30 protein-coding genes are annotated in these 26,905 nt (G+C 69.0%); 15 read left to right on the top strand and 15 right to left on the bottom strand.

Annotated elements, in window-relative coordinates; genetic code table 11:
* Both ABZ863_RS28535 and ABZ863_RS28530 read right to left on the bottom strand, forming a co-directional pair.
* Positions 1–209: hypothetical protein (locus tag ABZ863_RS28535; protein ID WP_358541792.1), on the bottom strand; the 209-nt coding region annotated here is incomplete at its 3' end.
* A gap of 166 nt (positions 210–375) precedes the next feature.
* Positions 376–1,185, bottom strand: coding sequence for an LLM class flavin-dependent oxidoreductase (locus tag ABZ863_RS28530; RefSeq protein WP_358541790.1), 810 nt, complete (start codon positions 1,183–1,185; stop codon positions 376–378).
* A 251-nt stretch (positions 1,186–1,436) separates the two neighbouring features.
* Between ABZ863_RS28530 and ABZ863_RS28525 the strand changes: the two genes are divergently transcribed.
* From ABZ863_RS28525 to ABZ863_RS28515, 3 genes are all read left to right on the top strand, one after another.
* Complete coding sequence (locus ABZ863_RS28525) at positions 1,437–2,555, top strand: ATP-binding protein (protein WP_358541788.1); 1,119 nt, start codon at positions 1,437–1,439, stop codon at positions 2,553–2,555.
* Positions 2,556–2,642: 87 nt separating this feature from the next.
* The gene (locus ABZ863_RS28520; RefSeq protein ID WP_358541785.1) at positions 2,643–3,815 is read left to right on the top strand and encodes a hypothetical protein; all 1,173 of its coding nucleotides are present in this window, start codon (positions 2,643–2,645) and stop codon (positions 3,813–3,815) included.
* Positions 3,791–4,447 carry a response regulator transcription factor gene (locus tag ABZ863_RS28515; RefSeq protein ID WP_358541782.1) on the top strand — a complete coding sequence of 219 codons (657 nt, stop codon included), beginning with the start codon at positions 3,791–3,793 and terminating at the stop codon, positions 4,445–4,447. The genes ABZ863_RS28520 and ABZ863_RS28515 overlap by 25 nt, the downstream gene beginning before the upstream one ends.
* A 1-nt stretch (position 4,448) precedes the next feature.
* Here the strand turns inward: ABZ863_RS28515 and ABZ863_RS28510 are convergent, their stop codons facing one another.
* Both ABZ863_RS28510 and ABZ863_RS28505 read right to left on the bottom strand, forming a co-directional pair.
* The gene (locus ABZ863_RS28510; RefSeq protein ID WP_358541779.1) at positions 4,449–6,158 is read right to left on the bottom strand and encodes a BTAD domain-containing putative transcriptional regulator; all 1,710 of its coding nucleotides are present in this window, start codon (positions 6,156–6,158) and stop codon (positions 4,449–4,451) included.
* Between the two features lie 271 nt (positions 6,159–6,429).
* Positions 6,430–7,035, bottom strand: coding sequence for a TetR/AcrR family transcriptional regulator (locus ABZ863_RS28505; protein WP_358541776.1), 606 nt, complete (start codon positions 7,033–7,035; stop codon positions 6,430–6,432).
* 107 nt (positions 7,036–7,142) lie between these two features.
* Between ABZ863_RS28505 and ABZ863_RS28500 the strand changes: the two genes are divergently transcribed.
* Positions 7,143–7,553 (top strand): ester cyclase, encoded by a 411-nt coding sequence (locus tag ABZ863_RS28500; protein ID WP_358541773.1) that lies wholly within the window; start codon positions 7,143–7,145, stop codon positions 7,551–7,553.
* A gap of 23 nt (positions 7,554–7,576) precedes the next feature.
* On the opposite strand, the gene ABZ863_RS28495 is transcribed toward ABZ863_RS28500, so the two are convergent.
* From ABZ863_RS28495 to ABZ863_RS28485, 3 genes are read right to left on the bottom strand one after another with little or no spacing between them, the layout of a single operon-like run.
* Positions 7,577–7,858: a DUF6510 family protein gene (locus ABZ863_RS28495; protein WP_358541771.1), complete on the bottom strand. Its 282-nt coding sequence runs from the start codon at positions 7,856–7,858 to the stop codon at positions 7,577–7,579.
* 1 nt (position 7,859) lies between these two features.
* Positions 7,860–8,603, bottom strand: coding sequence for a ferredoxin reductase (locus ABZ863_RS28490; protein WP_358541768.1), 744 nt, complete (start codon positions 8,601–8,603; stop codon positions 7,860–7,862).
* Positions 8,573–9,169, bottom strand: a complete 597-nt coding sequence (locus ABZ863_RS28485) for a sulfite oxidase-like oxidoreductase (protein ID WP_358541766.1) — start codon at positions 9,167–9,169, stop codon at positions 8,573–8,575. Before ABZ863_RS28485 ends, ABZ863_RS28490 begins: the two co-directional genes overlap by 31 nt.
* A 228-nt stretch (positions 9,170–9,397) precedes the next feature.
* Here ABZ863_RS28485 and ABZ863_RS28480 point away from each other — a divergent pair, with 228 nt between their 5' ends.
* The 4 genes from ABZ863_RS28480 (at position 9,398) to ABZ863_RS28465 (ending at position 13,162) form a co-directional block, all read left to right on the top strand.
* On the top strand, positions 9,398–9,925 hold the full coding sequence (locus ABZ863_RS28480) for a hypothetical protein (RefSeq protein ID WP_358541763.1): 528 nt from the start codon (positions 9,398–9,400) through the stop codon (positions 9,923–9,925).
* Between the two features lie 161 nt (positions 9,926–10,086).
* On the top strand, positions 10,087–10,647 hold the full coding sequence (locus ABZ863_RS28475) for an HD domain-containing protein (protein ID WP_358541760.1): 561 nt from the start codon (positions 10,087–10,089) through the stop codon (positions 10,645–10,647).
* Between the two features lie 35 nt (positions 10,648–10,682).
* Positions 10,683–11,951, top strand: coding sequence for a cytochrome P450 (locus tag ABZ863_RS28470; RefSeq protein ID WP_358541757.1), 1,269 nt, complete (start codon positions 10,683–10,685; stop codon positions 11,949–11,951).
* Positions 11,948–13,162: a phenylacetate--CoA ligase gene (locus tag ABZ863_RS28465; RefSeq protein WP_358541755.1), complete on the top strand. Its 1,215-nt coding sequence runs from the start codon at positions 11,948–11,950 to the stop codon at positions 13,160–13,162. The genes ABZ863_RS28470 and ABZ863_RS28465 overlap by 4 nt, the downstream gene beginning before the upstream one ends.
* 3 nt (positions 13,163–13,165) lie before the next feature.
* On the opposite strand, the gene ABZ863_RS28460 is transcribed toward ABZ863_RS28465, so the two are convergent.
* The 3 genes from ABZ863_RS28460 to ABZ863_RS28450 form a co-directional block, all read right to left on the bottom strand.
* Complete coding sequence (locus tag ABZ863_RS28460; protein WP_358541752.1) at positions 13,166–14,158, bottom strand: LLM class flavin-dependent oxidoreductase; 993 nt, start codon at positions 14,156–14,158, stop codon at positions 13,166–13,168.
* 327 nt (positions 14,159–14,485) lie between these two features.
* Entirely contained in the window at positions 14,486–15,349 is an 864-nt protein-coding gene (locus tag ABZ863_RS28455; RefSeq protein WP_358541749.1) for an ABC transporter permease, read from the bottom strand.
* The gene (locus ABZ863_RS28450) at positions 15,346–16,329 is read right to left on the bottom strand and encodes an ATP-binding cassette domain-containing protein (protein WP_358541746.1); all 984 of its coding nucleotides are present in this window, start codon (positions 16,327–16,329) and stop codon (positions 15,346–15,348) included. The genes ABZ863_RS28455 and ABZ863_RS28450 overlap by 4 nt, the downstream gene beginning before the upstream one ends.
* Positions 16,330–16,403: 74 nt before the next feature.
* Between ABZ863_RS28450 and ABZ863_RS28445 the strand changes: the two genes are divergently transcribed.
* A complete protein-coding gene (locus ABZ863_RS28445; RefSeq protein ID WP_358541743.1) occupies positions 16,404–17,060 on the top strand; it encodes a TetR/AcrR family transcriptional regulator C-terminal domain-containing protein in 657 nt (218 codons plus the stop codon).
* 82 nt (positions 17,061–17,142) lie between these two features.
* Positions 17,143–17,394 (top strand): Prokaryotic metallothionein, encoded by a 252-nt coding sequence (locus ABZ863_RS28440; protein ID WP_358541741.1) that lies wholly within the window; start codon positions 17,143–17,145, stop codon positions 17,392–17,394.
* Positions 17,395–17,581: 187 nt separating this feature from the next.
* Here the strand turns inward: ABZ863_RS28440 and ABZ863_RS28435 are convergent, their stop codons facing one another.
* The 3 genes from ABZ863_RS28435 to pruA form a co-directional block, all read right to left on the bottom strand.
* The gene (locus tag ABZ863_RS28435) at positions 17,582–18,934 is read right to left on the bottom strand and encodes an IS1380 family transposase (RefSeq protein WP_358541738.1); all 1,353 of its coding nucleotides are present in this window, start codon (positions 18,932–18,934) and stop codon (positions 17,582–17,584) included.
* A 179-nt stretch (positions 18,935–19,113) separates the two neighbouring features.
* Entirely contained in the window at positions 19,114–20,037 is a 924-nt protein-coding gene (locus ABZ863_RS28430) for a proline dehydrogenase family protein (RefSeq protein WP_358541736.1), read from the bottom strand.
* A gap of 16 nt (positions 20,038–20,053) precedes the next feature.
* Positions 20,054–21,679 (bottom strand): L-glutamate gamma-semialdehyde dehydrogenase, encoded by a 1,626-nt coding sequence (pruA, locus tag ABZ863_RS28425; RefSeq protein WP_358541733.1) that lies wholly within the window; start codon positions 21,677–21,679, stop codon positions 20,054–20,056.
* 59 nt (positions 21,680–21,738) lie between these two features.
* Here pruA and ABZ863_RS28420 point away from each other — a divergent pair, with 59 nt between their 5' ends.
* The 4 genes from ABZ863_RS28420 to ABZ863_RS28405 are packed head-to-tail and all read left to right on the top strand — an operon-like array spanning position 21,739 to position 24,980.
* A complete protein-coding gene (locus tag ABZ863_RS28420) occupies positions 21,739–23,325 on the top strand; it encodes a helix-turn-helix domain-containing protein (protein ID WP_358541731.1) in 1,587 nt (528 codons plus the stop codon).
* A gap of 28 nt (positions 23,326–23,353) precedes the next feature.
* A complete protein-coding gene (locus ABZ863_RS28415; RefSeq protein ID WP_358541728.1) occupies positions 23,354–23,716 on the top strand; it encodes a BlaI/MecI/CopY family transcriptional regulator in 363 nt (120 codons plus the stop codon).
* Positions 23,713–24,600: a M56 family metallopeptidase gene (locus tag ABZ863_RS28410; RefSeq protein WP_358541726.1), complete on the top strand. Its 888-nt coding sequence runs from the start codon at positions 23,713–23,715 to the stop codon at positions 24,598–24,600. Before ABZ863_RS28415 ends, ABZ863_RS28410 begins: the two co-directional genes overlap by 4 nt.
* Before the next feature lie 32 nt (positions 24,601–24,632).
* A complete protein-coding gene (locus ABZ863_RS28405) occupies positions 24,633–24,980 on the top strand; it encodes a hypothetical protein (protein WP_358541723.1) in 348 nt (115 codons plus the stop codon).
* Here the strand turns inward: ABZ863_RS28405 and ABZ863_RS28400 are convergent.
* Positions 24,961–25,389 carry a hypothetical protein gene (locus ABZ863_RS28400; RefSeq protein WP_358541721.1) on the bottom strand — a complete coding sequence of 143 codons (429 nt, stop codon included), beginning with the start codon at positions 25,387–25,389 and terminating at the stop codon, positions 24,961–24,963. The two genes, ABZ863_RS28405 and ABZ863_RS28400, sit on opposite strands and share 20 nt — an antisense overlap.
* A complete protein-coding gene (locus tag ABZ863_RS28395) occupies positions 25,382–25,747 on the bottom strand; it encodes a hypothetical protein (RefSeq protein WP_358541718.1) in 366 nt (121 codons plus the stop codon). Before ABZ863_RS28395 ends, ABZ863_RS28400 begins: the two co-directional genes overlap by 8 nt.
* Before the next feature lie 191 nt (positions 25,748–25,938).
* On the opposite strand from ABZ863_RS28395, the gene ABZ863_RS28390 reads away from it, so the two are divergent.
* Positions 25,939–26,877 carry an acyl-CoA desaturase gene (locus ABZ863_RS28390; RefSeq protein ID WP_358541715.1) on the top strand — a complete coding sequence of 313 codons (939 nt, stop codon included), beginning with the start codon at positions 25,939–25,941 and terminating at the stop codon, positions 26,875–26,877.
* Positions 26,878–26,905: the final 28 nt, after the last annotated feature.

Genomic DNA, 26,905 nt, shown 5'->3' with positions numbered 1-26,905 from the left:
GGGTGCTCGATCATGCTGCCGCCGCGTTCTTCGTGCCTGCGGCGCATGAGTGCTGCGAGGAGTAGTGGGTGTTCGATGAGGCTTTCGCCTCGTTCCTCTCGCCTGCCCAGCAATGCCGCCAGTAACAGCGGATGCTCGATCATGCGCTCGGCGTGTTCTTCTTCTGCCTCTGGCTGAACCTTTTCGCGCGCCTCCGTGGTCGTTGTCATGACATTACCTTTCGGTCAATCGACTATTTGACAGAAATTTGTCGACTCGCAAAGGTCAAACAAATGATCCTTCGGGCTCTGATCATTTTATTATAGGCGTGACAATTCGTGCTGTCAGTGGACAGCGCCTGAGAATGCGCGAAGAAGTCCCAGTCCGTTGGGAGAGTCAGTTGTACGCGGCGCGCACCTTTGCTGCGAATTCGTAGTCATGGCGCCAGTTCGCGCCGGTCGGTGCGAGGAGTACGCGCTCGGCTCCGGCTGCCTCGTACGCCGACAGTTGCGCGGCGACACGCTGTGGATCGGTGTCCACTTCCGGTGCCACGACCGTTGCTTTGACCGCTGGTCGGCCGTGTTCGGCGGCGAGCCGGCCAATCTCCGCTATGCCCGAGGCGATCTTCTCGGGTGGTAGCGCGATGGAGGCCCAGCCGTCGCCGTACCTGGCTGCCCGGCGCAGCGCTGCCCGCCCGTTGCCGGCCACCACCACGGGAGGCATGGCCGAGCCTGGTGCGAGCGCCACCTCCGTACCGTCGTCGAGCACGGTCCGCTTGCCGGTCACCAGGTCCGGCAGCGCCCGCAGCGCCGCATCGGTCCGTGCACCTCGGTCCGTGAACGACACGCCCGCTGCGCGCCACCCGATGTCGCCGTGCGCCGGGTTGCCGGTGCCGATCCCCAGGACCAGCCGATTGCCGGACAGGTGTTGCAGCGTGCTCACCTGCTTGGCCGCCCAGGCGACCGGCCGAAGGGCCAGCAGTAGCACGTTGAAGCCAACCGTGATGCGCTCGGTCACTGCTGCCGCGGCGGCCACCACCACAGTGCTGTCCAGTATCGGGGCGCTCGCAACCAGGTGGTCGGTCGACCAGATCGAGTCGAGCCCGACCTCCTCGGCGAACCGCGCACACGCCCGCACGTCACCCAGGATCGGCTGGGCGGGGTCGGGCGTGGACGTCGGCAAGAAAACTCCGATCTCCAAGGACATGACGGTTCCCTTCGTGCGGTGCGGAAGGCACCAACCTACCCACGGCAGCAGCAGTTGCTGTGCGATCCGTGGGTACCGTTCGATGCCGCCCACGGCGCCACCGGCGGGAGGCGGCGACGGCCCTGCGCACGATCACCGCTGGGCTTCGGCGAGGCTGAGCGCCGTTACGCAGGTTCCGCTGATCCGCCGCCTCAGCTGACACAGACCAGCTAACGTTGGCGCGGTTTCGAGAATGACGGGGGGACGCTGAGGTGGCCGCGGAGGCAGGTCCTACGGAGAGCCACCTGAACAGGGCCATCCAGCGATACGCGGTGTCGGTGCGTGTGCTGGTGATCATGTCGTGCGCTGGCCTCGGGCTGCTCGCGGTCCCCGCGCGGTACCTGCCGGTGGCATTGCTGGCGGGTGCTGTCGCGCTGGCCTGGTGTGGCCTGAGCCTGTACTGGCTCCGCAGTGCTCCGCCGCTGGCCCGGATTGTCGCCGCCGCACTGGTTTCGGTACTGCTCATCCAGCTGACGCAGGCGTGGACCGGCCCCGCCGAGTTCAACAGCTGGGTCTTCGCCGTCGCGTCGATCACGGCGATCAGCGCGCAGTTCGAGCTTGCCCGGCATCGGGGAGCGGCGCTGCTGGTGTCCCTGGTGACGGTACTCGCCTACGTGGCAGGCAGCGCGGTCATCCGGCCGCCAGGAGAAGCCGTCGTGTCCGGCGTGCGCCTGCTGGTGGAGACGGCTTTGTCGTGGGTCGCCTACCTGCTCGTCCGGCGGCAGGCACGCGCCGCCGACCGCCGCAACGCGTGGGCGGCAGAGCAGCGCAGGGCCGCCGGGGTGGCCGCGGCACGGCGCGCTGCGGAACGGGAGTACCTCGCGACCCTGCACGACACCGCGAGCGCCACACTGCTCATGGTGTCGCTGGGCGCGGGTGACCGGAGCTGGGTCGCCGACCGTGCCCGCAGGGACATCGAGACGCTCACCGCGCCGCTTACCGGCGCGGCGCGCCAGGTCGACCTGGTCCCCCTGCTCAGGCAGGCGGCGGACGACCCCGCCGTCGCGGTCGACGTCGAGCTGCCCGGCACGCTTTCGCTGCCTGCTGCGCCCGCGCTCGCCGTCGCCCACGGGGTGCGGGAGGCCGTGCTGAACGTGGTCCGGCACGCGGGTGTCTCGGCCGCGACTCTGCGAGCGTCCTGCGATGAGGACGGCCGCCTGGTGGTCGAATTGTCCGACCAGGGCGCGGGTTTCGACACCGACCTGGTCGCCGAGCATCGGCGCGGGCTCACGGGCTCCATCATCGGCCGGATGACGGCGGTGGGCGGTGCTACGGAGATCGACTCCGCTCCGGGCAGGGGAACGACCGTGCGCTGGACGTGGCATGCCTGAGAGCGCGTCTGAGAATCGTCCTCCGTGCGAGCGGTGATCCAGATGGATGCATCGCAAGGCGGAGGAGGGAGGCATGACGGAGTCATGGTGACTGACGACAACGCAGCGAGGCGCCATCTGGGCGCCGCGCAGCCGGTACGCGATGGTTCTCAGACGCGCTCTGAGACCCCGCAGCGGGTGTTGCGCGCGAGCAGGATCGCGATACTGGTTGTGGCCGTCACTGTCCAATGTGGCTTGTGTCTCCCGCGGTTACTGGCGAACCGGGGCAGCAACGGGTTGTGGTGGACGGAGGCCGTCGCGTTCGCGGTGCTGGCGGTGGTGGCCGTGGTCGCGGCGATCACCACCGCGCGCGGGTCGGCTTCCGACAGCCGCGGCCGCATGCTGGCGGGCATTTGCCTTTCGGCCGGGGTACTCGCCTCGACCGGTGTTCCCGGGGACCTGTTGCTCGCGCCGGAGGACTGGTCGTTCGGCCTGGTCGGGTGGTACGGCATCGTGCTGCTGTTCGACCTGCCACTGCGTTCGACGGGCGCTTTCCTTGCTACGCACCTGGTGTTGACTGCCGCGGAGGTGGTGGTCAAGGGTGTTCCCGACTCGGCAGTCTTCGCCTCCATGGCGATCGCCGCCGTCTCGGTCTGCGGCTTCCAGTTCGCGATCGCGCTGATCGCGCAGCTGTTGCGCAGGACGGCGGTGGCGGCGGGCGAGGCCGCGGCACGGGAGGAGCAGCTGCGCACACGGGAGGTCATTGCCGAATCCGTCCACGAGGACTACCAGGCGCGCTACGCAACGCTGCTGGACACGACCGTGCCACTGCTGGCGGGGCTGGCCGACGGGTCCCTGGAACCCTCGGACGCGGACACCAGGCGTCGCTGCGCGATCGAAGCCGCCAGAATGCGCCGGCTGTTCGCGGAGAGCGACGAGGTAGCCGACCGGCTCGTGCACGAGCTGCGCGCTGGTATCGACATCGCCGAGCGCCACGGCGTCTCGGTGCAGCTCGCCGTGCGCGGTCCGGCGCGGGAGATACCGCGACCGGCACGCCGCGAACTCGTCGAGGCGGCCTCGGTCGTACTCGCCTCGGCGGCATCGACAGCGCGTGCCACAGTGGTGCGGACCAGTAACACGGTGCGCGTCAGCGTGGTCGCCGACGCGCCGGCCGATGCGGCACAGGGCCTTGCCGACGTCACGCACGTCGGCATCAGCACGACGACGAAGGATACGAAGCTGTGGGTGGAGGCGGTATGGCCGCGGACGAGATCACAGTGACCGTGATCGACGACCATCCGGCCATTCTGGTCGGCATCGAGCAGTGGTACGCGAACGCGTCGCGCCCGATAACGGTGGTCGCAAGCGGCAGCACCGCGAAGGCCGCGTGGACGCCACCCGGCGACACGGCGGACGTCGTCGTGTTCGATCTGCAGCTGTCCGGCCAGGGCACCCCCGCCTACGGTGACCTGCGCAGGCTGGTCGACGCGGGCCGCCGCGTGATCGTCTACACGATGCGCGACGACGAGCAGGCCGCGCTGACGTGCCTCGACATCGGAGCCTTCACCTTTCTCACCAAGAACGAAGGCGCGGACCATCTCGTCGAGGCCACGCTCGCGGCGGGGCAGGATCGGCCCTACACGCCTCCCGCGCTGGCCGGTGCGTTCTGTGCCAACACACGCGCCGACCGGCCGAAGCTCTCGACGCGGGAGGAGGAGGTGCTGGTCGAGTGGTTCCAATGTGAGTCGCGGGAACTCGTCGCGGAGCGGCTCAACATCTCCACGCGCACGGTTACCACCTACCTCGAGCGCGTGCGGCTCAAGTACGCCAACGTGGGCAGGCCGGCGCGGAGCAAGGCCGCGCTGGTGGCGCGCGCGATCCAGGACGGGCTGGTCCGCGTCGACGACCTGTGACTCAGCCTGCGGCCACCGCGCGCTGCAGCTCGTGCAGGTAGTAGCCACGGAGGCTGCGCTGCTGGAGCAGGTTCACCGACACGAGCGTGCTCAGCAACGAGCGTGCCCGGCTGAGGTCCACACCGGCCAGCCGGGCGGCGTCGGTGAGCTCGAACTCCGCCTTTGCCCCGCGAGCCAGCGTGCGCAGCAGGTCGGCCTCGTCGGGCCCGAGCAGCTCGTGTGCCCTGCGCAGCACGGTTCGCACACTGGCCGACTCGTCGCCGGTTTCGAGCAACCCGAGTCTGTTCTGTTCGTCGCGTAGCTCGTGTACCAGACGAGCAAGTGTCAATCCGGGGATGCGCGAGAGCTGCTCGGCCGCGATCCGCAACGCCAGCGGCAGCCCCGCGCACAGTTCGACCAGTTCGTAGGCGAGTTCCGGATCGGATTCGGCAGCGACCAGCGCCATGCCCTCCCGCGGGGTGAGCGGTGCGAGGTTGATCCGGCACGCGGCATTGTGCACCACCAGACCACGCAGCTGGTCCTGGCTGGTGATCAGCACCGTGCCCGCCGGCCCAGGCAGCAGTGGCCGTACCTGGGCCGCGTCGCGGGCATTGTCGAGCACGACGAGCATCCGCCGGTGTCGGATGGCGTCGCGGAACGCGGTGACACGTGCGGGAACTCCAGCCGGGATGTCGCCCTCGGCGATGCCGAGGCCACGCAGCAGCTCGGCCAGCGCCTCGCCGGTGGAAAGGGGCGCCCTCGGGTGGAAGCCGCGCAGGTTCACGCAGATCCGGCCACCGGGGAACCGGTGCGCGGCGCTGCTCGCCCAGTGCAGTGCCAATGCGGTCTTGCCGACACCGGCCGGCCCGTCGACGACCACGACCCGGGGCGCCTGGCAGTCGTCGAACAGCTCGTCCAGTGCGGCGAGTTCGCGTTGCCTGCCGACGAATCCGGGCACAGCCGTGATGCCGCTGGCCACGGAGTCGTCGCGGACGGGCTCCTCGGTGAGGACCTGCTGGTGCAGTGCGCGCAGCCGGGTCGAAGGCTCGACGCCGAGCCGGTCGGCCAGCAGGCGCCTGACCTTGTCGTAGGTGAGCAGTGCGTCAGCTGTGCGGCCTGCGCGATGCAGGCCGAGGATGAGCTGGCCCCACAGGGTTTCCCGGAACGGGTGCGCCACCAGCTCCCTGCGCAGGTCGTCAAGCACGGCGGTGGCTCTTCCCGTGCCGATCAGGAGTTCGACGTGGCGCTCGACAGCCTGTAGCCGCTCCTCCTCGACTCCGGCGGCCAGCTGCGCGACCCATGGCAGCGGGTCCAGGCCGCTGAGTGCGGGCCCACGCCACAGGTCGAGTGCGGCCCGCAGCGTTGCCAGCTCCACCCCGGTGTCCGCGCAGGCTCGCGCCTGCCGCCACAGCAGGCGGAACCGGTGCAGATCGGTCTCCTCCTCGGCGACCACCAGTCGGTAGCCACCGCGTCGTGACTCGATGACGTGCCGCCCCGCGCTGGACAGCTGTGCCCGCAGCCGCTTGACGTGCCCGCGCAGCGTTGTGCGCGCGGCAGCCGGCGGTGCCTCGGCCCACACCTGGTCGATCAGCTCGTCGGTGGTCACGAACTCGCCCCTGCGCACGGCCAGCGCGGTGAGCACGAGCTGCTGCTTGCCCGGCGGAACGACCACCGGCTGCCCGGCGATCCGCACTTCCAGCTCCCCGAGCAGGCCGATGCGGACCCCGTTCATCGCTTCTCCCCAGACGTCGTGCGCTTCCGGCAGCACTCGACGCCATCGATCACACGGCGGGGGTGGTGTCGGTCGAACGACCGACACCCCTCAGCTCCACAGTGGATGACCGCGACCGCCGCGCCTGGTTCCGGCGCGGCAGCCGCGGCAACGACCCCCAGTTGCGCGCCTGCGGACAGGCGCGGACCAGGCCCCTCGCCACGATCGCGCCAGGCAGTCTGCCGGACAGGTGTGGCACCACGGTGGCATTCGGGTGGCAGGGAGTGGCTAGTTACGCATCGGGGTCAGGTGGGGTGTCGAGGGTCAGCGTGATCTGGTACGTGAGGGCGTCGAGCGCGGCCTCGTGCGGGAGCTTGGCGCTGAGGACGCGCACTGCGAGCCCTTCGGCTGTCGCAAGCAGTGCCGTTGCTGTGGTGGCCGGGTCGACTGTGTCGTCGCGGCGCGCGAGAAGGATCTGGGCTGCGAGGAACTCACTCAGCTGCGCGTTTTGCGCTGCGAGTTCGGCTGCGACGGTTGGCCTGGTGGAGGCGTAGGACTGGAACGCCAGGGCAACACGCGCCTCGTCCCGTTCGGACTCATCGCACGGGACGAAACTGATCAGGGCAGCCCTGATCACCTCGTTGGGCGCGGGTTCGCTTCCGAGCTCTGCGATACGCGCGCGCATGCGCCGCTCATAACGCTCGCTCGCGGTGGCCATCGCAAAGTGCATCATGGCTTCCTTGCTGGGGAAGTAGTGCTGCACCATGCCCGCGGTGACGCCCGCTTCCTCGGCAACGTGCCGAAGGCTCACAGCTTCGAGGCCCTGTCGCGCTGCCACGCGAAGCAGTGAGTCGGCGACCTGCTGCCGGCGTTCGTGATGGTCGACGCGTTTGGGCATGACCGCACCGTTTCACATTGCACTCGTATTGACAACGGAGCGCGTGAATCTTTACATTGCATATGCAATGCAAAGGATCGCTGGCCGCTAGACGACGAGGGACTGACATGGCCGAACACCCTGACGTTCGCCTCCTCCGGACAGCTCTTGGAGCACTCAATGCCGGGGATCTCGACGCGTGTCTCGGCTGTATCCACCCCGATTTCCTCATCAACCTCGCCGGCGTTGCACAGCAGCTCGTCGGGCGAGACATCTGGCTCGCAGGAGTCGAACAGCTTCGTGCCGCGTTCCCCGATGTACGCCTGGACATCGAAGACATCTTCGCCGCAGATGGCCGCGTCGCTGTTCGCAACACGATCCGCGGCACACACCTCGGCGAGTTCCAAGGCATCGCCCCGACTGGCAGGTCCATCGAAGTCATGAGCAACGAGATCTACCGAGTCGAGAACGGGCTCATCGTCGAAGAATGGATCGTCACCGACAACGCCACACTCTTCGCGCAGGTCACCACCTCGTAGGTGGGCGCGCCGACCTGCTGTGTCTACTCGCTGTCGGGCAGGTCGATGCGCAGGGAGACTGTGCCGCGCAGGTCCAGCCAGACCTCATGCGGACCACGGTTGAGCCGCAGGATCACCGCGTCGCAGCCGGGGCAGCGCGCGACCAGACCCGGCGCCCTGTGGTGGACCCGCAGCGTCGCCACTGCCCCGGTCCTCCCGCAGGAGGCGCAGTGGGTGAGTGCGGTGGTGACCTCGCTCGTGAAGACCTCCGTCAGCGGGCCTGCCAGCGCGTTGCCGTCGACGACGGGCTCGGTGTGATCCTGCATGTCAACCTCCGGTGGGCCCGAATCGCTCGGTTCTGATGCGGTGCGCTTCATGGCCGAGCGCGACCAGGATCCCGGCCACCGTCTCCACGAAACCGGTCGGCCCGCAGACGAAGCAGTTCGGCGCGAACTCGGCAGGCCAGCCGCCGGTGTTCACGTCCGCGACACCGATGCGGCCGGGCGGACGGGGCCAGCCCTCGGGAGTGGTGCGCGTGTAGACGTGGGTGATGTCGACGCCGGCGTCCGGCTGGGTGAGCTCACCGGCGTAGTAGCGATCCAGTGGGCTGCGCAAGGAGTAGATCAGCCGGAACGGCACGCGGCCGGCCGTCGCGCGCCGCGCCCGGAGCATGGCCATCAGCGGGACGATGCCCGAGCCGCCACCGACCAGCAGCACCGGCGCCGGATCGCTGGGCCGCCAGACGAACCAGCCGCCCACCGGCCCCCGCAGCTCCACCGGGTAGTCGATGGACAACCCCTCGGTGAGATAGGGGGAGACCTCACCGTCCGGCACCCTTTGCACGGTCAGCGGCACCCGTGTCCCGTCGGCGGGCGCGGCCAGCGAGTAGCTGCGCTGAGCCTGGTAGCCGTCCTCAGCGGTCAACCGGAGATCCACGTGCTGGCCCGCGAGATGACCGGGCCAGCCTGGTGCATCGAAGACCAGGGTCCGTGCGGTCGGCGTCTCGTCCATCGCCTCGACCAGTGTCGCGACCCGCCAGTTCAGTCGCCCTGGTATCGCTGCTCGCGCCATGGGTCGCCGTAGTCGTGGTAGCCGAGGGTTTCCCAGAAGCCGGGTTCGTCGTGGAGCAGGAGTCGCATGCCCCGCACCCATTTCGCCGACTTCCAGAAGTACAGGTGAGGCACCAGCAGCCTGGCCGGGCCGCCGTGTTCCGCGGTCAGGTCCGCACCGTCGTAGCCGTATGCCAGCCAGGCCTGCCCGTCCAGCAGGTCCGCCAGTGGGAGGTTCGTCGTGTAGCCGCCGTAGGAGTGCACGAGCGCGAAGTCCGCCGCCGTGTCGATGTCCGCCAGCAGGGTGTCGAGCGGGACGCCCCGCCAGGAGGTGCCCAGCTTGGACCAGCGCGTCACGCAGTGGATGTCCACTGTCACCGACTCGGCAGGCAACGCCAGCATCTCCTGCCAGGACCAGCGATGCTCCTTGCCGGCTTCGGTGGTGATGGTGAACTCCCAGTGGTCCAGCCGAACACGCGGAGTCGGCCCCGCAGACAGCACAGGAAAGTCCTCGGTGAGGTACTGACCGGGTGGCAGCTTCACGTCAGGCCGTCGCCGACCGTGAAAGCCCGGTGACACGATGCCCATGTGTCGCTCCTCTCGAGCTGAGCGTACCTCCCCGCCGGGCGTGTCGCTGCTGTCCATAGTGGATCTGTCTACAAAGGGCAGTTGCGTGCCCGCTGTGCTGACCGTGGCACGGCCGGTGACCAGAAACGGGGACTTTCGGCTCTGCCTCGCAACGGGGCGGTACACGGACCCTGTCCGAGGCGAATACCGTTGCAACCCAAGGAAAGATCGCGAAAGGCAGCCCTTCGAGTGCCGAAAACGACTACCTCGCTCGCCACCGCGGCGACACTGATACTTGCCGGTGCGCTCGTGGTCGAGGGAGGCCCCGGCGGTGTCGTGGGCGTCTCGAGCGGCCCCGGACTGGCAGGCCACGCCGGAAAGATCACCTACTACGCCGCACGGGACAACGATCCGGCAGGTACGGCGACCATCGCGTACCCGAGGTCGAGCGGAGCCCCCACGTTGCACGACCAGGCAGGCGGCACCGGTACCTTCGCCGATCCGCTCACCTTCGCCGCTCAGGAAGGGATCTTCGAGCCGGGCACGCGCATCTACGTACCGCACGTGCAGCGCTACTTCATGCTGGAGGACATCTGCGCGACGTGCGACGGTACCCATGTCGATCTGTGGACCGGTCCGGCCATAGATGAGGGCGTCATCGCGTGTGAGAACCGGTTGACGCTCGACGGGCCGCAGAGCTACCAGGTCGATCCGCCGCCGGGGCTACCGGTAGAGCCGGGTTACCTGTACCGCGACGGCCAGTGCTACATACCGTGACCCGTTGCCACCACCCCGCGAGTCCCCCGCTCAGGCCGGCGAGTCCCCCGCTCCTGCGCGCGAGTTGCCCGCCGCGCGGTTCAGCGTGACGCCCTGCCTCGACCCGGCAGGCGGTCGTAACCTGAACTCCCTGTCGCTCGAGTACGTGAGGGAGGCTCACGGTGACCGATACTGCCGCCGGTATCGCCGGCTTCGGCTACGAACTCGGTGTCCTCAAGCGGATCCGCCGCGCGGGGTGGTGGCACGCGGGGGTGCGGGACCCGGAGTCGGTCGCCGAGCACACCATGCGGGTCAGCCAGCTCGCCGCCCTGCTGGCCGCCGAGGAGGGGGCCAGCCCTGAGCGTGCTGCCTACCTCGCGCTGTGGCACGACACGCAGGAGACACGGACCGGCGATCTTCCGCACACGGCCAGGGCCTACCTCACCAAGCCCGATCCGCAGCGGATCACCGAGGACCAGACGGCGCAGCTGCCCGAGGCCGGTCGGCTGAGCGTGCGTGGCGCCGTCGCCGAGTACGAGGAGGCCTTCACCGCCGAGGCGCGCTGCGCCAGGGACGCCGACAAGCTGGAGATGTTGCTGCAGGCCGTGGAGTACCGGCACCTCGGTGTGAGCGATGTCGACGAGTGGATCAGCAGCGCCGTCGCCAGCCTCACGACCAAGACGGGCCGCCGAGTCGCCGAGGCAGCCGTTGTGTTGTCGCCGATGGTGTGGCGAGCCGGTTGACAGCGGTGTCGGGCGCTCGGTCACCTTCACCAGCCATGCCTGAGTCGGTTGACGGCGCTGCCGTGGCGCTCCAGGGTGGTCTGGTGAGCGACGAATGGTCTGTCACCGCGTTGGTCCGCCGGTTGTCGAGTCCAGTGGGGTTGGCCGATCCGTACGCGATCTACCGGGAGATCCGTGGTGCCGCCGACGCCGGTCTGCCCACCGGCCGGTTCCTGTTTCGCCACGCGGACGTTCGTGAGGCGCTCTACGACCGGGAACTGAGCTCCGATCGGGTTTCGGCGATCCTGCGCCCGTTGCCCGAGGACGCGCGGCGGGCCGCCGCCCCGCTGGAGCAGACGATGCGCGACATCATCGTGTTCTCCGACCAGCCGGATCACCGGCGGCTGCGGCGGCTCATGACGAAGGCGTTCACGCCGCGCGTGGTGGAGCAGGCCAAGCCGGCGATCGAGAAGCTCACGCACCAGCTGCTGGATTCGCTCACCGCGGACGGCGATGTCGTCGACCTGCACCGGGGGCTCATGTACCCGCTGCCCGCGCTGGTGGTCTCCGCGTTGCTCGGCGTTCCCGAAGCCGATCATCAGGAGTTTCAGGGCTGGGCGCTGGATCTGGTGCTCGTGGTGGGATCGGGCCGGATCACACCCGAGCTGGCGCAGCGCGCGAGCCGCAGCGCGGTGCAGCTGCGCGGGCTGCTGTCCAGGCTCGTCGCCGAACGCCGTCGCGCGCCTGGTCCGGACCTGCTCAGCGCGATGATCGCGGCGGCGGACGAGGGCGAGCGGCTCACCGAGGACGAGCTGTATGCCAATGCCCTGTTCCTGATGACGGCCGGGCACGAGACGGCGACGAACATGCTGAGCAACGGCGTGCTGAGTCTGCTGCGGCACCCCGATCAGCTGGAGCTGTTGCGTGGTGACCTCTCGTTGCTCGGCGCGGCGACCGAGGAGATGTTGCGCTTCGAGGGGCCGGTGCAGATCGCGGCACGCATCGCCGACCGGGACCGCGAGTTCCGTGGGCTGCGGCTGCGCGCCGGCCAGTCCGTGATCCTGCTGCTCGGTGCCGCCAACCGGGACCCGGACGTGTTCACCGATCCGGACCGGTTCGACATCACCCGCTCGCCGAACCCCCACCTGGCCTTCTCACATGGCATGCACTTCTGCCTCGGTGCGGCACTGGCGCGGGCCGAGATGGAGGTCGTCGTGCCGATCCTGCTCGAGCGGTTTCCGGCTCTGCGGCTTGCCACCACGGAAATCGAGTGGCAGCCGACCCTGGATTTCCGTGGCCCCGAACGGCTCCTGGTGGTGCCGTGACTGTCCCGGTTGCGGAACTGGCTCAGGCGGTCGAGCGTGCCCGCGCGGGCTCGGCGTTCCTGCGCGCGAAGCTCGGCGAGGTGGCGATCCGTAGTGCCGAGGAGTTCGAAAGGCTCCCCTTCACCACGAAACAGGAGCTGCGCGACACCCCGTTCCTGGACTACGCCGCGGTGCCTGCTGACCGGATCGTGCGCATCCACGCGTCGTCGGGAACGACGGGCCGGCGCACGATCTGTTCGTACTCCGCCAAGGACATCGAGGACTGGGCGGACATGTTCGCGCGCTGCTACACCTATGCGGGGGTGACGGCCGTCGACCGGGTACAGCTGATGGTGGGCTACGGCCTGTGGACCGCGGGTGTGGGATTCCAGGCAGGCGCCGAGCGGATCGGCGCGATGAGCGTGCCGACCGGGCCAGGGAACACCGAGCTGCAGCTGGACATGATGCGCGAGGTGGGCACGACCGTGTTCGGGGCTACCTCGTCGTTCGCGCTGCTGATCGCGGAGCTGGTTGAGCGCGCGGGCCTACGCGACGATCTCGCGCTGCGCGTCGGCGTCGTCGGCTCGGAGCGCTGGGGCGAGGCGACCCGCAGGCGCATCGAGTCCGCGCTGGGAATCGAGACCTTCGACCTCTACGGCATGACCGAGTTGTGGGGCCCTGGCACGGGTATCGAATGTTCGCTGCACGACGGCATTCACGTGTGGACAGACCATTACTACGTCGAGATCGTCGATCCGGAAACGCTCGGGCCCGTGCCGCCGGGAACGCCTGGCGAAGTCGTTGTGACCACACTGACCAAGGAGGCCGCGCCGCTCATCCGGTACCGCACCCGGGATCTGTCCTACCTGTACTCCGAACCGTGCCCGTGCGGCAGCCCGTACCCCCGCATCGGGCGCATCCAGGGCCGCTCCGACGACCAGGTGAAGGTCCGGGGTGTGATCTTCTTCCCGGCGCAGGTCGACACCGTACTGGCTGAGATCCCGGGCGCTGGCACGGAGTTTGAGGCGCATGTGGACCGTGACGGCAGCGGTCGGGACACGTTGACGGTCCGTGTCGAGGGCAGCGACCATCCCGGGCTGGCAGGCGAGCTGGCGCAACGCCTGCGTGCCAAGATCGGCCTGCGGGTCGAGGTCGATCTGGTTCCGATTGGATCGCTGCCCCGCAACACGGGTAAGACCAAGCGCGTGTTCGACCACCGCTCGGTCTATTGAGGACTATCCTGTTGCCCGGATGGCCTGGCCGATCAGTTCCAGTGCCATCTCGGGATCGGGGCCGAGCTCGCCGGAGAACGACACCGCACCGAAACCGGCGGCCTCCAGTCGTTTGATTCCCGCGACGAGGTCGTCAAGGTCACCGGCCGCCATGAAGAGATCCAGTGTCCTGTCGCTGATCTCGGCCAGCCGCTCGGTCTGGCCATCCCTGGTCGCCGCACGCGCGGCTTCGACCTCGACCTGCGGTACATTGTGGAATGACAGCAGCGGGCCCAAGTGTGGCAGGAAAGTCGCCAGGATGCGCCGCGCGCCGCTGCGCGCGAGTTCCCGGTCGGGGTGTACATAGGTCCAGTTCTCGACGACGAAGTCGACATCGTCGGGAGTGCGTCCTGCCGCTGCCGCGCCGGCGATCAGGTGCTCGCGCAGCATACTCGCGTACGCGGGATCCCATTGCGCCGCAAGGCGCAGACCCTCGCAGTGCTCACCGGCGAGCTGCGCGCCCTTCGGGCCGAGCGCGCCGAGATAGACGGGGATCCGGCGCCCGGTGCCGAAGTGCAGTGCCGCGGACTTGCCCAGCTGGAACACCTTGCCGCGGTACTCCGAGCCGTCACCGGTGATGAGATGGCGGATGACGTCGATGGCCTCGCGGACGCCACGCAGGGTGGCGGGGTTGGTCTGGCCGACGAGCTCGTACATCGAGCCGCGGCCGATGCCGAGCATGGCGCGGCCGCCGGAGAGCTCGTCGAGGTGGGCGATGTTGGCCGCGATCTGTACCGGGTGGCTCAGGTACGGGTGGGTGACATTCGGCCCGACCTTTATCCGGGAGGTGGCACGGGCGATGTCGCAGAGCACAGGCCAGACCGGCCTGCGGAGGAGCACGTCGTGCACCGTGACGTCCTCGAAACCGAGCTCTTCCGCGCGCGCGGCTACCTCGGGGTACGTCTCGATGGGCAGGTTTCCGTGTAGTTGCAACAGGTACCGCATCGTCGTCGTCACCCCGCGAGCATAGCCAGAAGGTCATCGGTGGCCAGTGCCGAGCAGGCTCCCCAGTGCGCGAGTCCCCCGCCCAGACCCGCGAGTCCCCCGCCCGAGCCCGCGAGTTGCCCGCCCGAGCCCGCGAGTTGCCCGCCCGAGCCCGCGAGTTGCCCGCTCAGGCCCGCGAGTTGCCCGCGTAGGTTCGTGAGTTGCCCGGTCGTGAGGCCCTGCGCGGCGGAACCGGAGCGGGGCGCTCGCCGACGGGAGCGGGGGACTCGCGGACCGGGCGGGGGGACTCGCGTGCCGGAAGGGGGGACTCGCGCGCTGGAGCGGGGGACTCGCGCGGCGTCAGTCGGTGCGGTTGAAGACCGCGATCCCGGCAGCGACCAAGCCGGCGGTACATGCCACCGCCACCAGTACCTGCACGCCGAGGGGCACCGTCCACGCTCCCCAGGTGATCGCCGGGTTGAAGGCCGCGCGGGCGGTGGCGGGCAGGGTGAGGTAGTCGAAGACCACCGAGCGCATCGGCTGGACCACGTAGGTCAGCGGGTTGATCTTGGTGAGCACCGCCAGCCAGCCGGGTAGGTTCGCCATGGGGAACAGTGCCCCGGAGAGGAACATCATCGGCGTGATGATCAGCTGGCTCAACGGCATCGCCGCCTGGATCTGCTTGACCCGAGCCGACAGCAGCACCCCGAGCGCGGTCAACATGAGCGCCCCGACGAAGAGCAACCCCAGCAGCGACAGGAACAGCATCAGGTTGTAGGGCACCCCGACCAGCCCCGCCAGCGCCAGCAGCACCAGCGTCTGCAGCGTCGCCGTGGTCGCACCGCCGAGGCACTTGCCCAGGATGATCGCCGACTTGCTCACCGGCGCCACCAGCATCTCGCGCAGGAAGCCGAACTCTCGGTCCCACACCAGCGAGATGCCCGCGAACGCAGCGCTGAACAGCACCGACATGGCCAGCACGCCAGGGAACAGAAAGGTACGGAAGTCGATCTCCGTGCCCGTGCTGATCACGCTGGAGAGCCCCGTGCCCAGCACGAACAGGAACAGCACCGGCTGTAGCAACATCGCCAGCATGCGCGTGCGGTCGTGCCGGAACCGGATCAGCTCGCGCCGCCAGACCATCGTGGTCGCCCGCAGTTCATGTGCCAGACCACCAGGCGCGATCGTCGTCTGTCCTTTGCGGACCGTCTCCAGTGTCGTCATCGTCTCGCCGCCATCGCTCGCATCATCACACTGGCTCCTTCAGCTTTCTCGGTGTCGGCCATGGTCCGGCCGGTGTAGACCATGAACACGTCGTCAAGGCTGGGGCGGGTCACCGTGACCGTGTCGATCGCGATCCCCAATTCGGCGAACAGCCGCGGTACGAACTGGGCGCCGTCGCCGACCGAGAACGTCACCATCCCGTCGTGCACGGCAGCGTCGAGTTCGAACCGTTCACGCAGCGCCCGAATGGCGGCGTGGTCGTCCTCGGTGCGGATGCGCACCCGGTCGGCGCCGACGCTGCTCTTGAGCGCATCGGGCGTGCCGGTCACGACGATGTCGCCCCGATTCATGATCGAGATCCGGTCGCAGTGCTCGGCCTCGTCCATGTAGTGGGTCGTGACGAAGATCGTGATGTCCTGTTCCTGCCGCAGTGTTGCGATGTAGTCCCAGATGGAGGCCCTGGTCTGCGGGTCGAGTCCGATCGTCGGCTCGTCGAGGAACAGCACCTTCGGCGCATGGAGCAGGCCGCGGCCGATCTCCAGCCTGCGCTTCATACCGCCGGAGAACTTCAGGACCGGGTCGTCCCGCCGCTGCGTGAGTCCGACCATCTCCAGTACTTCGGTGATGCGCTCGCGCAACTGCCGTCGCGGCATTCCGTAGAGCTCGCCGTGGAAGCGCAGGTTCTGCTCGGCGGTGAGGTAGCTGTCGAGCGTGGGTTCCTGGAACACCACACCGATCCGGCGCCGAACCTCGGCCCGCTGAGTGCGCACGTCTGTCCCGGCGACGGTCGCCGTGCCTGCGGTCGCGTCGGCGATCGTGCACAGGATCTTGATGGCGGTGGTCTTGCCCGCACCGTTCGGTCCAAGGAAGCCGAACATCTCGCCCTCGTCCACATCGAGGTCGATGCCGTTGACCGCGCGTACCTCGCCGTAGGTCTTCTCGAGCCCGCGTACCCGCACCGCGGGAAGTCGCTCAGGCATCTCGATCCCCCTCTCTAACAGTGTTAGAGGCAGGATCTCTCTAACACTGTTAGGCTGTCAAGGTGTCGACCGAAATGTCTGGTAAGGCGGCGTTGTCGAAAGAGGCCATTGTCGCCAAGGCCGTCGAGCTGATGGTGGAGCGCGGGCTGGCGGCGGTGTCGCTACGCCGGATCGCCACGGAGCTCGGGGTGTCGGCGCCGACGCTGTACTGGTACATCGCGAACAAGCGGGAGCTGCTCGACCGCGTCGCCGAGCACCTGCTGCGCTCGGGAAGCGGCGGCGTGTCACCCCGTCCCGCCAAGGGGCAGCCGTGGTGGGAGTGGCTGGCGGCCCGCACCACGGCGATGTTCCGGATGATGATCGCGGTCCGGGACGCCCCGCAGGTGATTGCGGGCAACCGGCCGACCATGGACATGCTGGAGGGCGTCGACATCGCGCTCGGTGAGCTCGTCGCGGCCGGGTTCAGTGCCAGGGAGGCGCAGGAGGTGTTCTTCGTGCTCGGCGCCTATGTCGGCGGCCTGGCGCTGGAGTGGCAGTCCGAGGCGTCGCGGGAAAGCGAGGGTACCGACGACAGCGTGCTGCACGGCGCCGTGTCCGATTCGGACCGGTTCCCGTTCCTCGCCGCGGCCGCGCTGGAGCGCAACTCGGCGATGTCGACCTTCGAATACGGTCTAGACCTGCTGATCCGTGGTCTGCGTAGCCGGCACGAGGAGCTGGTGAACCAAGCCTGACACTCCGGACGTTTCGGCCGAACCCATGCGGGTATTCCTGGACCGGTAGGTATGGGCAGGCGCGAACACGGAGGTGACTCGCATGGCTACATGCGAAGTCTGCGGCAACGAGTACGACCTGGCGTTCGAGATCCACACGTTCGGCGGCGGCAGGCACACGTTCGACTCGTTCGAGTGCGCCATCCACAAACTTGCCCCGATCTGCGAGCACTGTGGTTGCCGCGTGATCGGCCACGGGGTCTCCGTGGATGGCCAGTTCTACTGCTGTGCCCACTGCGCACGCGAGTCCACCGAACGGGGCGCCGAAGCCCGTGACGCCGTAGGCGCCCGATAGCCGGTTAACAGCCCCCAAGGCCACCTTGGTTGCATTCAACCTGGATCCACTGTTGATCTTGTTTGGTGATCTTGGTGGTGGTTGGTTGTGGTTGGTGGTTGGGCGGTGCTGGTGTGGGCGTGCGGGGGTCGCTGGTCTGCCCAGCTTGTCCGTTGTGTTTCTGGTTGGGCCTGGGGTGGCGTGGTGGTCAGGTGGGTGTGGGTGGGGGGTGGGTGGTGGTGAACAGTTGTTGCCAGGCGTGTTGCCAGGGCCAGTGTTGGGGCAGGTGCAGGGTGAGGCGGCGGGCGGAGCGGGCGAGGCGGGCGGCGATGGTGATGAACCGTCGGCGCAGGGTGGGGGTGCGGGCGGTGGCGTGGACATCGCCGGCTATGCAGCCCAGGGTGCGTAGCAGGTTGTGGGTCAGGGCGGCGTGGGTGAGCCAGGCGGCGTTGGCGTGGAAGTCGCCGGAGGGGAAGTGGGCCAGGGCGCCGGCGTGCAGGTCGGCGAAGACGTGCTCGATCGCGCCGGCGCGATCGCGGTGCTGGGCTTCGGCGGTGATCGGGTTGAACGGGCTGTTGGTGAAGAAGGCGTGGTAGCGCCAGACGGTGAACAACTCGCCCTGCTCGTCAATCGTGGTGATCGGGGTGCGGCGCACGATCAGCCGGCCGGTGGTTTGGCGCCCGGGGTTGTAGGTGGGGTTGGTGAAGGCGGTGTAGGAGGTTTCGGCGATCTCGGCGCCGGTGATCGCCTCACCGGTGTCCTCGTCGCGGACCGGGCGGGCGTAGATGATCGGCTTCCACGCCGCCTCATCGAGGGCGGCGATCGCCGCCCGGATGGGCTTTCGCAGGGGCACGGTGACTGAGAACCACGCCCCGCTGCGGGCGATCTCGGTGATCAGCTCGCCCACGTAGAATCCGGAATCCATCCGGACCAGGAGCTTCTTTCCGGCGCCGCAGGCGCGGGCGATACGCAGCTGTGCGCGGGCGAAGGAGGTTACCTTGCGGCGGGTGTCGGCGTTGCCGCCGCGCAGCCGGGTGCCGGTGACCACCGGCGCGGCTTGCTCGGTGGCCAAGGTGGCGGCCAGAAAGTTCAGGCCCAGCACCTTGGTGTAGCCGTAGGCGGCGCCCTCTTTCCTACCGCTGTGCACTTCGGTGATCTTGGAGTCCAAATCCAGAAACGCCAACTCCTCGATCCCGGGCAGCAGATCGGCCTGCACGGTCAGTCGCCGCAGCACCTCGGCGAGCAGCTTTTCCAGCTGCGCGACATGCCCCGGAGTGAACCAGCGCAGGAACGTCCCGATCGTTGACGGGGCGCGCACCCCATCAAACAGCCGACCCATCCCACCCTGACGCAACACGGCCAGATCGGAGATCGAGTCCGCGCCCGCGGCCATCCCGGCCACGACCGTGGTGATCTTCGCGGCAGGGTGGGCGCCCGCGCTGCCACCCAGGCGCACCAACTCCTCGGCCAGCGCTGGAAGCCCGATGTTCTCCACCAACCGCACCAGCGGCACCAGCCCAGCGTGCGACACGAGATTCGGATCATCAAAGATGGCCGACACCGCACCGGCGCTATGAGACGATCGCATCCAGCAGATGCCCTCTCACTCAGGTTGACGTGTATCTCTCGCAAGAACATCGTCCCAAGTCAGAGGGCATCTGCCCGACTACGACACGACCCACCCACCAAGATCAACAGCGAATCCAGGTTCAACGCAACCAAGGTGGCCTTGGGGGCGTCTCAGCGGCCGACGAGTGCCCTGGCGAAGAAGGCCAGGTTGGCCGGCCGTTCGCCAAGGCGTCGCATGAAGTACGGGTACCACTCGCCGCCGTAGGGCACGTACACCCGCATCCGTTGCCCAGCGGCAGCCATCCGGCGCTGCGCATCGACGCGGACACCGAACAGCATCTGGAACTCGTAGTCGCGGGATGTCCTACCCGCGCGGGTCGCCAGCTCGCGCGCGATCGGAATCAGCCGCGGGTCGTGCGTGGCGACCATGGGATAGCCCTGGCCACTCATGAGCACCTTCAGGCAGCGTACGTAGGAAGCGTCCACCTCGGCCCTGCGCCGGAAGGCGACCGACGCGGGCTCGTCGTAGGCGCCCTTGCACAGCCGGATTCGTGAGCCGGGCCCCGCGAGATCAGCACAGTCACCTTCCGTGCGCCGCAGGTAGGCCTGCAGCACGGCGCCCGTGGCGGGAAAGTCCACCCGCAGGTCCCGCACCACCGACAGCGTCGCGTCGACGGTCGTGTGGTCCTCCATGTCGACGGTGACGGTGGTGCCTGCCTCGGCAGCGGCAACGCAGATCCGGCGCGCGTTGTCCAGCGCGATCTTCTCGCCGTCCAGCGGCAGCGCCGCGCCCAGTGCCGACAGCTTCACCGACACCTCCACCCGCTCGGCCAGCCCCTCGCGCGCGACAGCCGCCAGCAGTGATCGGTACGCATCGACGGTGATCTCCGCCTGCGCGCGGTCGGTCGTGTCCTCCCCGAGCCGGTCGAGGGTCACGAACCGGTCGGCCGCGAGTGCCCGCGCCGTGTGCAGCGCGTCCGCCTCGTGTTCACCCGCGACGAACCGGTCCACGACGGGCCGCGCCAGCGGCAGGCGCTCGACCAGCGCCCGGCAACGGGGCGAGCGGGACGCGGCGACGAGAGCCGAGCGGAGCATGGCCACCTCCTGGTTCCTAGAGCTGGTGCGGGTACGACGAGCGCACCGGCGGCACGAACGTCTCCTTGAGGGTGCGGGGGCTGACCCAGCGCAGCAGGTTGTAAACCGAACCGGCCTTGTCGTTGGTGCCGGAGGCGCGGGCGCCGCCGAAGGGCTGCTGGCCGACGACGGCACCGGTCGGCTTGTCGTTGACGTAGAAGTTGCCTGCGGCGAAGCGCAGCCGTTCACTCGCGAGGCCGATCGCGGCCCGGTCGCGGGCGATGACGGAGCCGGTGAGCCCGTACGCCGCGCCGCGGTCGATCTCCGTGAGCACGCGGTCGTAGTCGCCGTCGTCGTAGACGTGCACCGCGAGGACGGGGCCGAAGTACTCGGTGTGGAACACCTCGTGCGCCGGGTCGGTGCCTTCGACGACGGTGGGCCGGACGAAGTAGCCCCGTGAGCCGTCGGCCGTACCGCCTGCGAGAACGGTCAGCGAGGGTGCCGCGTGCACCATCTCGAGCACACCGGTGAGCCGGTCGAACGCCCGCCGGTCGATCACGGCCCCCAGGAAGTTGCCGAAGTCGTTCACGTCGCCGACTCGCAGCGCCTCCACCTCGGCGATCAGCTCGTCCTTGAGCCGCGTCCAGACTGAGCGCGGAACGAACGCGCGGGACGCCGCGGAGCACTTCTGGCCCTGGTACTCGAACGCGCCGCGCACCAGTGCGGTACGCAGCACGTCGACGTCCGCGCTGGCGTGCGCGAGGACGAAATCCTTGCCGCCGGTCTCGCCGACCAGCCTGGGATAGGTCCGGTAACCACCGATGTTGGCGCCGACGGTCGACCACAGGTGCTGGAACGTGCGCGTCGAGCCGGTGAAGTGGATGCCGGCGAGCGCCGGATCGGTCAGCGCGACCTCCGACACCGCGATGCCGTCGCCCGGCAGGAGGTTGATCACGCCCGGCGGCAGGCCCGCCTCCTCGAGCAGGCGCATTGTCAGGTGAGCGGCGAGGCCCTGCGTCTGCGCGGGCTTCCACAGCACGGTGTTGCCCATGAGCGCGGGCGCGGTGGGCAGGTTCCCCGCGATCGCGGTGAAGTTGAACGGCGTGATGGCGTAGACGAACCCTTCCAGCGGGCGGTAGTCGAGCCGGTTCCACACGCCCGCCGAGCTGTCCGGCTGGCCGCTCAGCAGCTGCCGCGCGAAGTGCACGTTGAAGCGCCAGAAGTCGGCGAGCTCGCATGCGGAGTCGATCTCGGCCTGCACCACGGTCTTCGACTGGCCCAGCATCGTCGCGGCGTTGACGGTGTCGCGCCACGGTCCGGACAGCAGGTCGGCAGCGCGCAGCAGCACCGCGGCACGCTCGTCGAACGGCAGGCGGCGCCACGACTCGGCCGCGTCCAGCGCGGCGCCGATCGCGGCCTTGGCGTCCTCGTGCGTCGAGTTGGCGGTGGTGCCGAGCACGTGGGCATGGTTGTGCGGCTGGACGACGTCGATCGGGCTACCGCCCGGCATTCGCTGTTGGCCACCGATCGTGGCGGTCAGCTCGAAACGCTGACCGGCCAGCTCGGCGAGTGTGCGCGCCAGGCTCGCGCGTTCCGGCGAGCCTGGCGCGTAGTCCCGGATGGGCTCGTTGCGTGGCGCTGGCGGGCTGGTGATGGCGTCCATAGCAGGAAGGTAAGGTTGCGCGGCCGCTGTGGGCTTGTCCGATCGGCTAGCGTCGAGACATGAGCGTTGGCCGATCGAACAAAGGCGTCGCGTTACGGCAGTTGCTGGTGGCGATCGGGCAGCCGCTCGTCGAGCAACGCACACCGGAGCCGGGGCCGGTGGTGGGCGGTGTCGCGATCCTCGATCCGGACGACGAGCCGGGCAACTACTCGGGCGACCTGGTGTTGATCATCGGGGTACGCGGACGCGAAGCGGCCCGGTTCGTGCGCGCCGCCGCCCGTCACGGTGCGGCGGCCGTCGCAGTGAAGGACGCGCCGGCCGAGCTCGCCGAGACCGCCGCGCGTGCCGGGATCGCGTTGCTCGACGTGGCGCCTGACGTGCGCTGGGACCAGCTGGCGACGCTGGTGCGTGAGGTGCTCGACAGCGCCATGCTCGCCGACGGGACGGTAGACGAACCGGGCGATCTCTTCGCCTTGGCGCAAACGCTTGCCCTGCTGACCGGTGGCAGCGTGAGCATTGAGGATGCCGGCAACCGGGTGCTCGCCTACTCCCGCTCCGACGACGAGGTGGACGAGCTGCGCAGGCTGTCGATCCTCGGCTGGCAGGGGCCGGAGAGCTACCTCGCGCTGCTGCGCGAGTGGGGCGTGTTCCAGCGGTTGCGCTCCAGCGAGGAGGTGGTGCACATCGAGGAACGTCCCGAGCTGGGCATCCGGCGCCGCCTCGCCGTGGGGATCAGGGCGGGTACCCATCACCTCGGCACCGTGTGGGTGCAGCAGGGCCGGGAGCCGCTCGCCGAACGCGCAGAGCAGGCACTCCTCGGCGGTGCCCGGCTCGCGGCCGTGCACCTGCTGCGCAGGCGCAGTGAAGCGAGCCGTTCCCGCGAGGAGCTGGTCACCGGCCTGCTCACCGGGGACACCAGCCCGGACCTCGTCGCCGGCCAGCTCGGTCTCGATCCGGGTGCGCCGGCAACGGTGGTGGCCTTCGCGGCGTCCGGCACCGAACCCGACGGGCCGGTGCGCGAGCTGCACCGCACCGAGATGCTCACGATGGTGTCGGTCCACATGACGTCGTACCGCCGTGGCGCGCTGATCGGCGCCGACGGGTCGCGGGTGTACGCCGTGCTGCCCGGTGCGCCGGACGTCGCGCCGCTGGTCACCGACGTCGTTGAGGTACTGACCCGGCGCACCGGCCTGCTGGTGCGTGCGGGCATCGGCGCGGCTGCGTCCCTGCGGGAGGTGGCGAGGTCGAGGGCGGAGGCGGACCGGGTACTCGACGCGCTCGGCGCAGGCCGGGTCGTCGCGACGATAGGTGACCTGCGTGCCGAGGTGCTGCTGGCCGAGGCGACGGCGTCGCTGGCGGCCAATCCGGACCTGCGCGACCCCGGGATCGATGCGCTGCTCGCCCACGACGCCGAGCACGGTTCCGAGTTGGCGAGCACGCTGCTGGCCTACCTGGACGCCATGGGTGACATCCGTGCCGTCGCTGCTGGGTTGCACGTTCACCCCAACACCGTGCGGCATCGGGTGCGTAGGGCGATCGCGGTGAGCGGTGTCGATCTGCGCGACCCGAGGGCGCGGCTGGCCTGTCACCTCCAGCTCTTGCCCGCCGTCACAACAGGCGGCGATCTCGAGTCCGTTCGTGGTTGAATCCCAGTTAGGCGGACTGCAAAAAGGGGTGGCTGTGGCGAGGCTCGGAGAACTGGAGCGCGCGGTGATGGATGTGCTCTGGGCGCGACCCGAACCGGTCAGCGTCCGTGAGGTCCATGCGGCACTGGCCGATCGAGGGTTGGCCTACACGACCGTGATGACAGTGTTGACCCGTCTGGCCGCCAAGAACGTGGTGCGGCGGGAACGGTCGGGGCGTGCGTGGTTGTACGCGCCGGCGGCGACGCGCGAGGAGTACGTCGCCGAACTGATGCTGGAGGCGCTGGAGCTGACCGGCGACCGTGGCTCGGCACTGGTCCGGTTCGCGCAGTCGGTCACCAGCGATGAGGCCGATGCGTTGCGTCAAGCGCTGGAACGGGGCGAGAAGACGTGATCCTTGCCGGGCACCAGCTCGTGGCGGGCGCAGCGGCCGCGATCGTGGCGCTCTGGCTTCTGCGAAGCCGCTGGACGTACGCACATCCGCGGGCAGCCCTGATCCTGTGGCAGATCAGCGTGCTGACGGTGATCGTGTCGGCGATCGGCGCGCTGCTCGGCATCGGCCTCGCGCCCTACCGCCGCGGGCTGCTGCCCGCACTGATCGACCTGCCGTGGCAGGTGCAGGAACTGGACCTGTGGCATCTCATCGCGGTCGGCGCAGGGTTGACACTGGCTGGCTGGCTGCTGGCCAACCAGCTGCTCAGCATGCGCAGCACGGCCCGTGCCCGCGCCAGGCACCGGCTGCTGCTGCAGCTGGTCGCCCGTCAGGACACCGGTGCACTGGTGGTCGACCATCCGATCGCGGTCGCCTACTGCCTGCCGGGCCGTACCCCACGCATCGTGGTGAGCGCCGGGGCCCGGCGGCTGCTCACCGATGCCGAGTTCGCCGCCGTGCTCGCCCACGAGCGGGCACATGCGCGCGAGCGGCACCATCTCGTCGTCGCGCCGTTCCAGGCCTTGCGCAGGCTGCTGCCGAACAGTGCGCTGCTGACCAGGGTGTGCGCCACCATCGAGCTGCTGGTCGAGATGTGCGCCGATGACAAGGCCGCCCGGCAGCACGGCAGGGAGCCGCTGGCGAGCGCGCTCGAACGATTCCGCGCCAATGGGACCGGCGGTACACCGGCCGGTGCGCTGGCCGTGGCCGATGCGCCCGTGCAGGCGCGTATCCGCAGGCTGCGGGAGCCGGACCGGTTCGGGCTGCCTTTCACCTGGCCGCTTGCCTGCCTGCTGGCGCTGACCGCGCTCGCGACCTCGGTCGCGCTGTTCGCTGTGCCGCTCTGATCACTTACTACTAACTGTAGTAAGTTGCCGGCATGGAAATCGTCTACGACGTACTCGTCGTGCTGCACCTGGTCGGTATGGCCGGCATCGTCAGTGGCGTGGTCGCGCGCAGCGTCGCACCGGCCGGTCCTGCCCCCGCGATCACGATGTGGAGCGCGGGTGCGCAGGTGATCACCGGGGTGGCTCTGGTCGGGATCGCGTCCGCGGGTCTGGTCGCCAACGAGATCGACAACGCCAAGGTCGCCGTGAAGCTCGCTATCGCGGTTGCGGTGCTCGTACTGGCTCACATCTGGCTGCGGCGGCCCGAATCCGACCGTCGCCTGTTCGGCACGGTGGCGGGCCTGACGTTCGTCAATGTGGTCATCGCGGTGATCTGGTAGGCGCTGTGCGGCGCAACCACAGCAGCCCGAGCGCGGGTAGTACGAGCGGTACGAAGAGGTAACCCATCCCGTAGTTGGACCAGACGGCGGCGTCCGGGAAGGCGGCACTGTCGAAGACGCTGAGCGTGCCGACGATGAGCACGCCGGCCAGCTCGACAGAGCAGGAGATGAGGGCGACACGCCACCAGGTGGCGCCGGTGCGGGCCAGTGCGAACGTCGCGAGCAGGTACACCACCGCGGCGAACGCGGACAGCAGGTACGGCACCGGCGCCTCGTCGAAGCGGGTCGCGATCTGCGTGGCCGCGCGCGAGGTCGCGGCTACCGCGAAGATCGCGTAGACCGCGATCAGGACCCGGCCCGGCCCGCTCGCGGTCGCCGGCCGTTCGGGAATCTCGGCGGCGTCAGGCACTCGCGCCACCCCACACCTCCGACATGCGCAGGATCAGCACCGGCACGGTCACGCAGGCGATGCCGAGTACCGCGGTGCTGGAGCGGGTGCGTTCGGCGAGTGCCCACACGGCGCCGATCGGCAGCACGAGCAGGGCGCCGATCAGGTAGGCCAGGAAGGTGACCATGCTGCCCGGCCGGTCACCGCCGATCAGCAGCACGACCGAGATCACCACCTGTACGACGAGCAGGGCCTCGATGACGGCCAGCCCGGCCAGCAGTGGCCGCCCCGGTGCCCGGTTGCGTGCCACGAGCACGAATGCCCACCCCGCAACGGCCAGCGAGCACAGCGCCATCGTCACGGCATAGCCAGTGATCACGGGTCCTCCCGCTCCAGCTCAACTACTACTTTCCGTAGCATACGGGGCATGGCGAGCCCACCCGGATTCCGGTAGCGTCGACGAGACGAACAACGCGAGCCGGCCGGGTGGAGAAATTCGGCGTTTCGCTTTTCTTCTGGCGTTTTCGCCTTTTCGCCACAAGATATTTCCAGCCGAACAGTGAGGTTTTCATGTCGGCTACTCCCAACTCCGCCGGGCGCCACCGCAAGCCGCTGATCTCCGGGCGCAAGTCGCTGCCCGAGCATGTGACCGTCAAGATCTTCGTGCTGGCGCCACTCGTCGCGCTGGCCGTGGCCGTCCCGTTCGCGTGGGGCTGGGGGTTGAGCTGGCTCGACATCGGACTCGGTGCGGCCTTCTTCGTGCTCAGCGGGCTCGGCGTGACCGTGGGCTACCACCGGCTGTTCACGCACGGCTCGTTCAAGGCGAGCCGGCCACTGCGGATCGTGCTGGCCGTCGCGGGGAGCCTCGCCGCGCAGGGCCAGCTCACGCCGTGGGTCGCCGATCACCGCAGGCACCACGCGTTCTCCGACCGCGCTGGCGACCCGCATTCGCCATGGCTGTTCGGCACCGGCCCGGCGGCACTGGCGAAGGGCTTCTGGCATGCGCACATGGGCTGGCTGTTCGACCGCGACGTCACCAATGCCGAGCGGTTCGCCCCCGACCTGCTCGCCGACCGGGGTATCCAGCGCGTCGACACGCTGTTCCCGCTGTGGGTGGGGCTCAGCCTGGTCTTACCCGGTGTGCTCGGCGGGCTCATCACCTGGTCGGTCTGGGGTGGGCTGACCGCCTTCTTCTGGGCCGGTTTCGTCCGCATCGGCCTGCTGCACCACGTCACGTGGTCGGTGAACTCGATCTGTCACATGATCGGTGAGCGCCCGTTCGCCAGCAGGGACAAGGCGGCGAACTTCTGGCCGCTGGCGATCTTCTCCTTCGGCGAGGCCTGGCACAACCTGCACCATGCCGACCCCACCTGCGCCCGGCACGGTGTGCTGCGCGGCCAGATCGACATCTCCGCGCGGGTGATCTGGCTGTTCGAGAAGCTCGGCTGGGCACGTGAGGTCCGCTGGCCGACCCCGATCCGGCTCGGCAGGCTCGCCGCCGCACGGTAGGTGAATCCGGTTGCAACCCCTTGCAACC

It is taken from the genome of Saccharomonospora sp. NPDC046836 (genome assembly GCF_040645195.1).
In the GTDB taxonomy this organism is placed as follows: domain Bacteria; phylum Actinomycetota; class Actinomycetes; order Mycobacteriales; family Pseudonocardiaceae; genus Prauserella_A.
The sequence above is the reverse complement of the archived record's forward strand: the minus strand, read 5'-3'. Positions and strand labels throughout refer to the sequence as shown.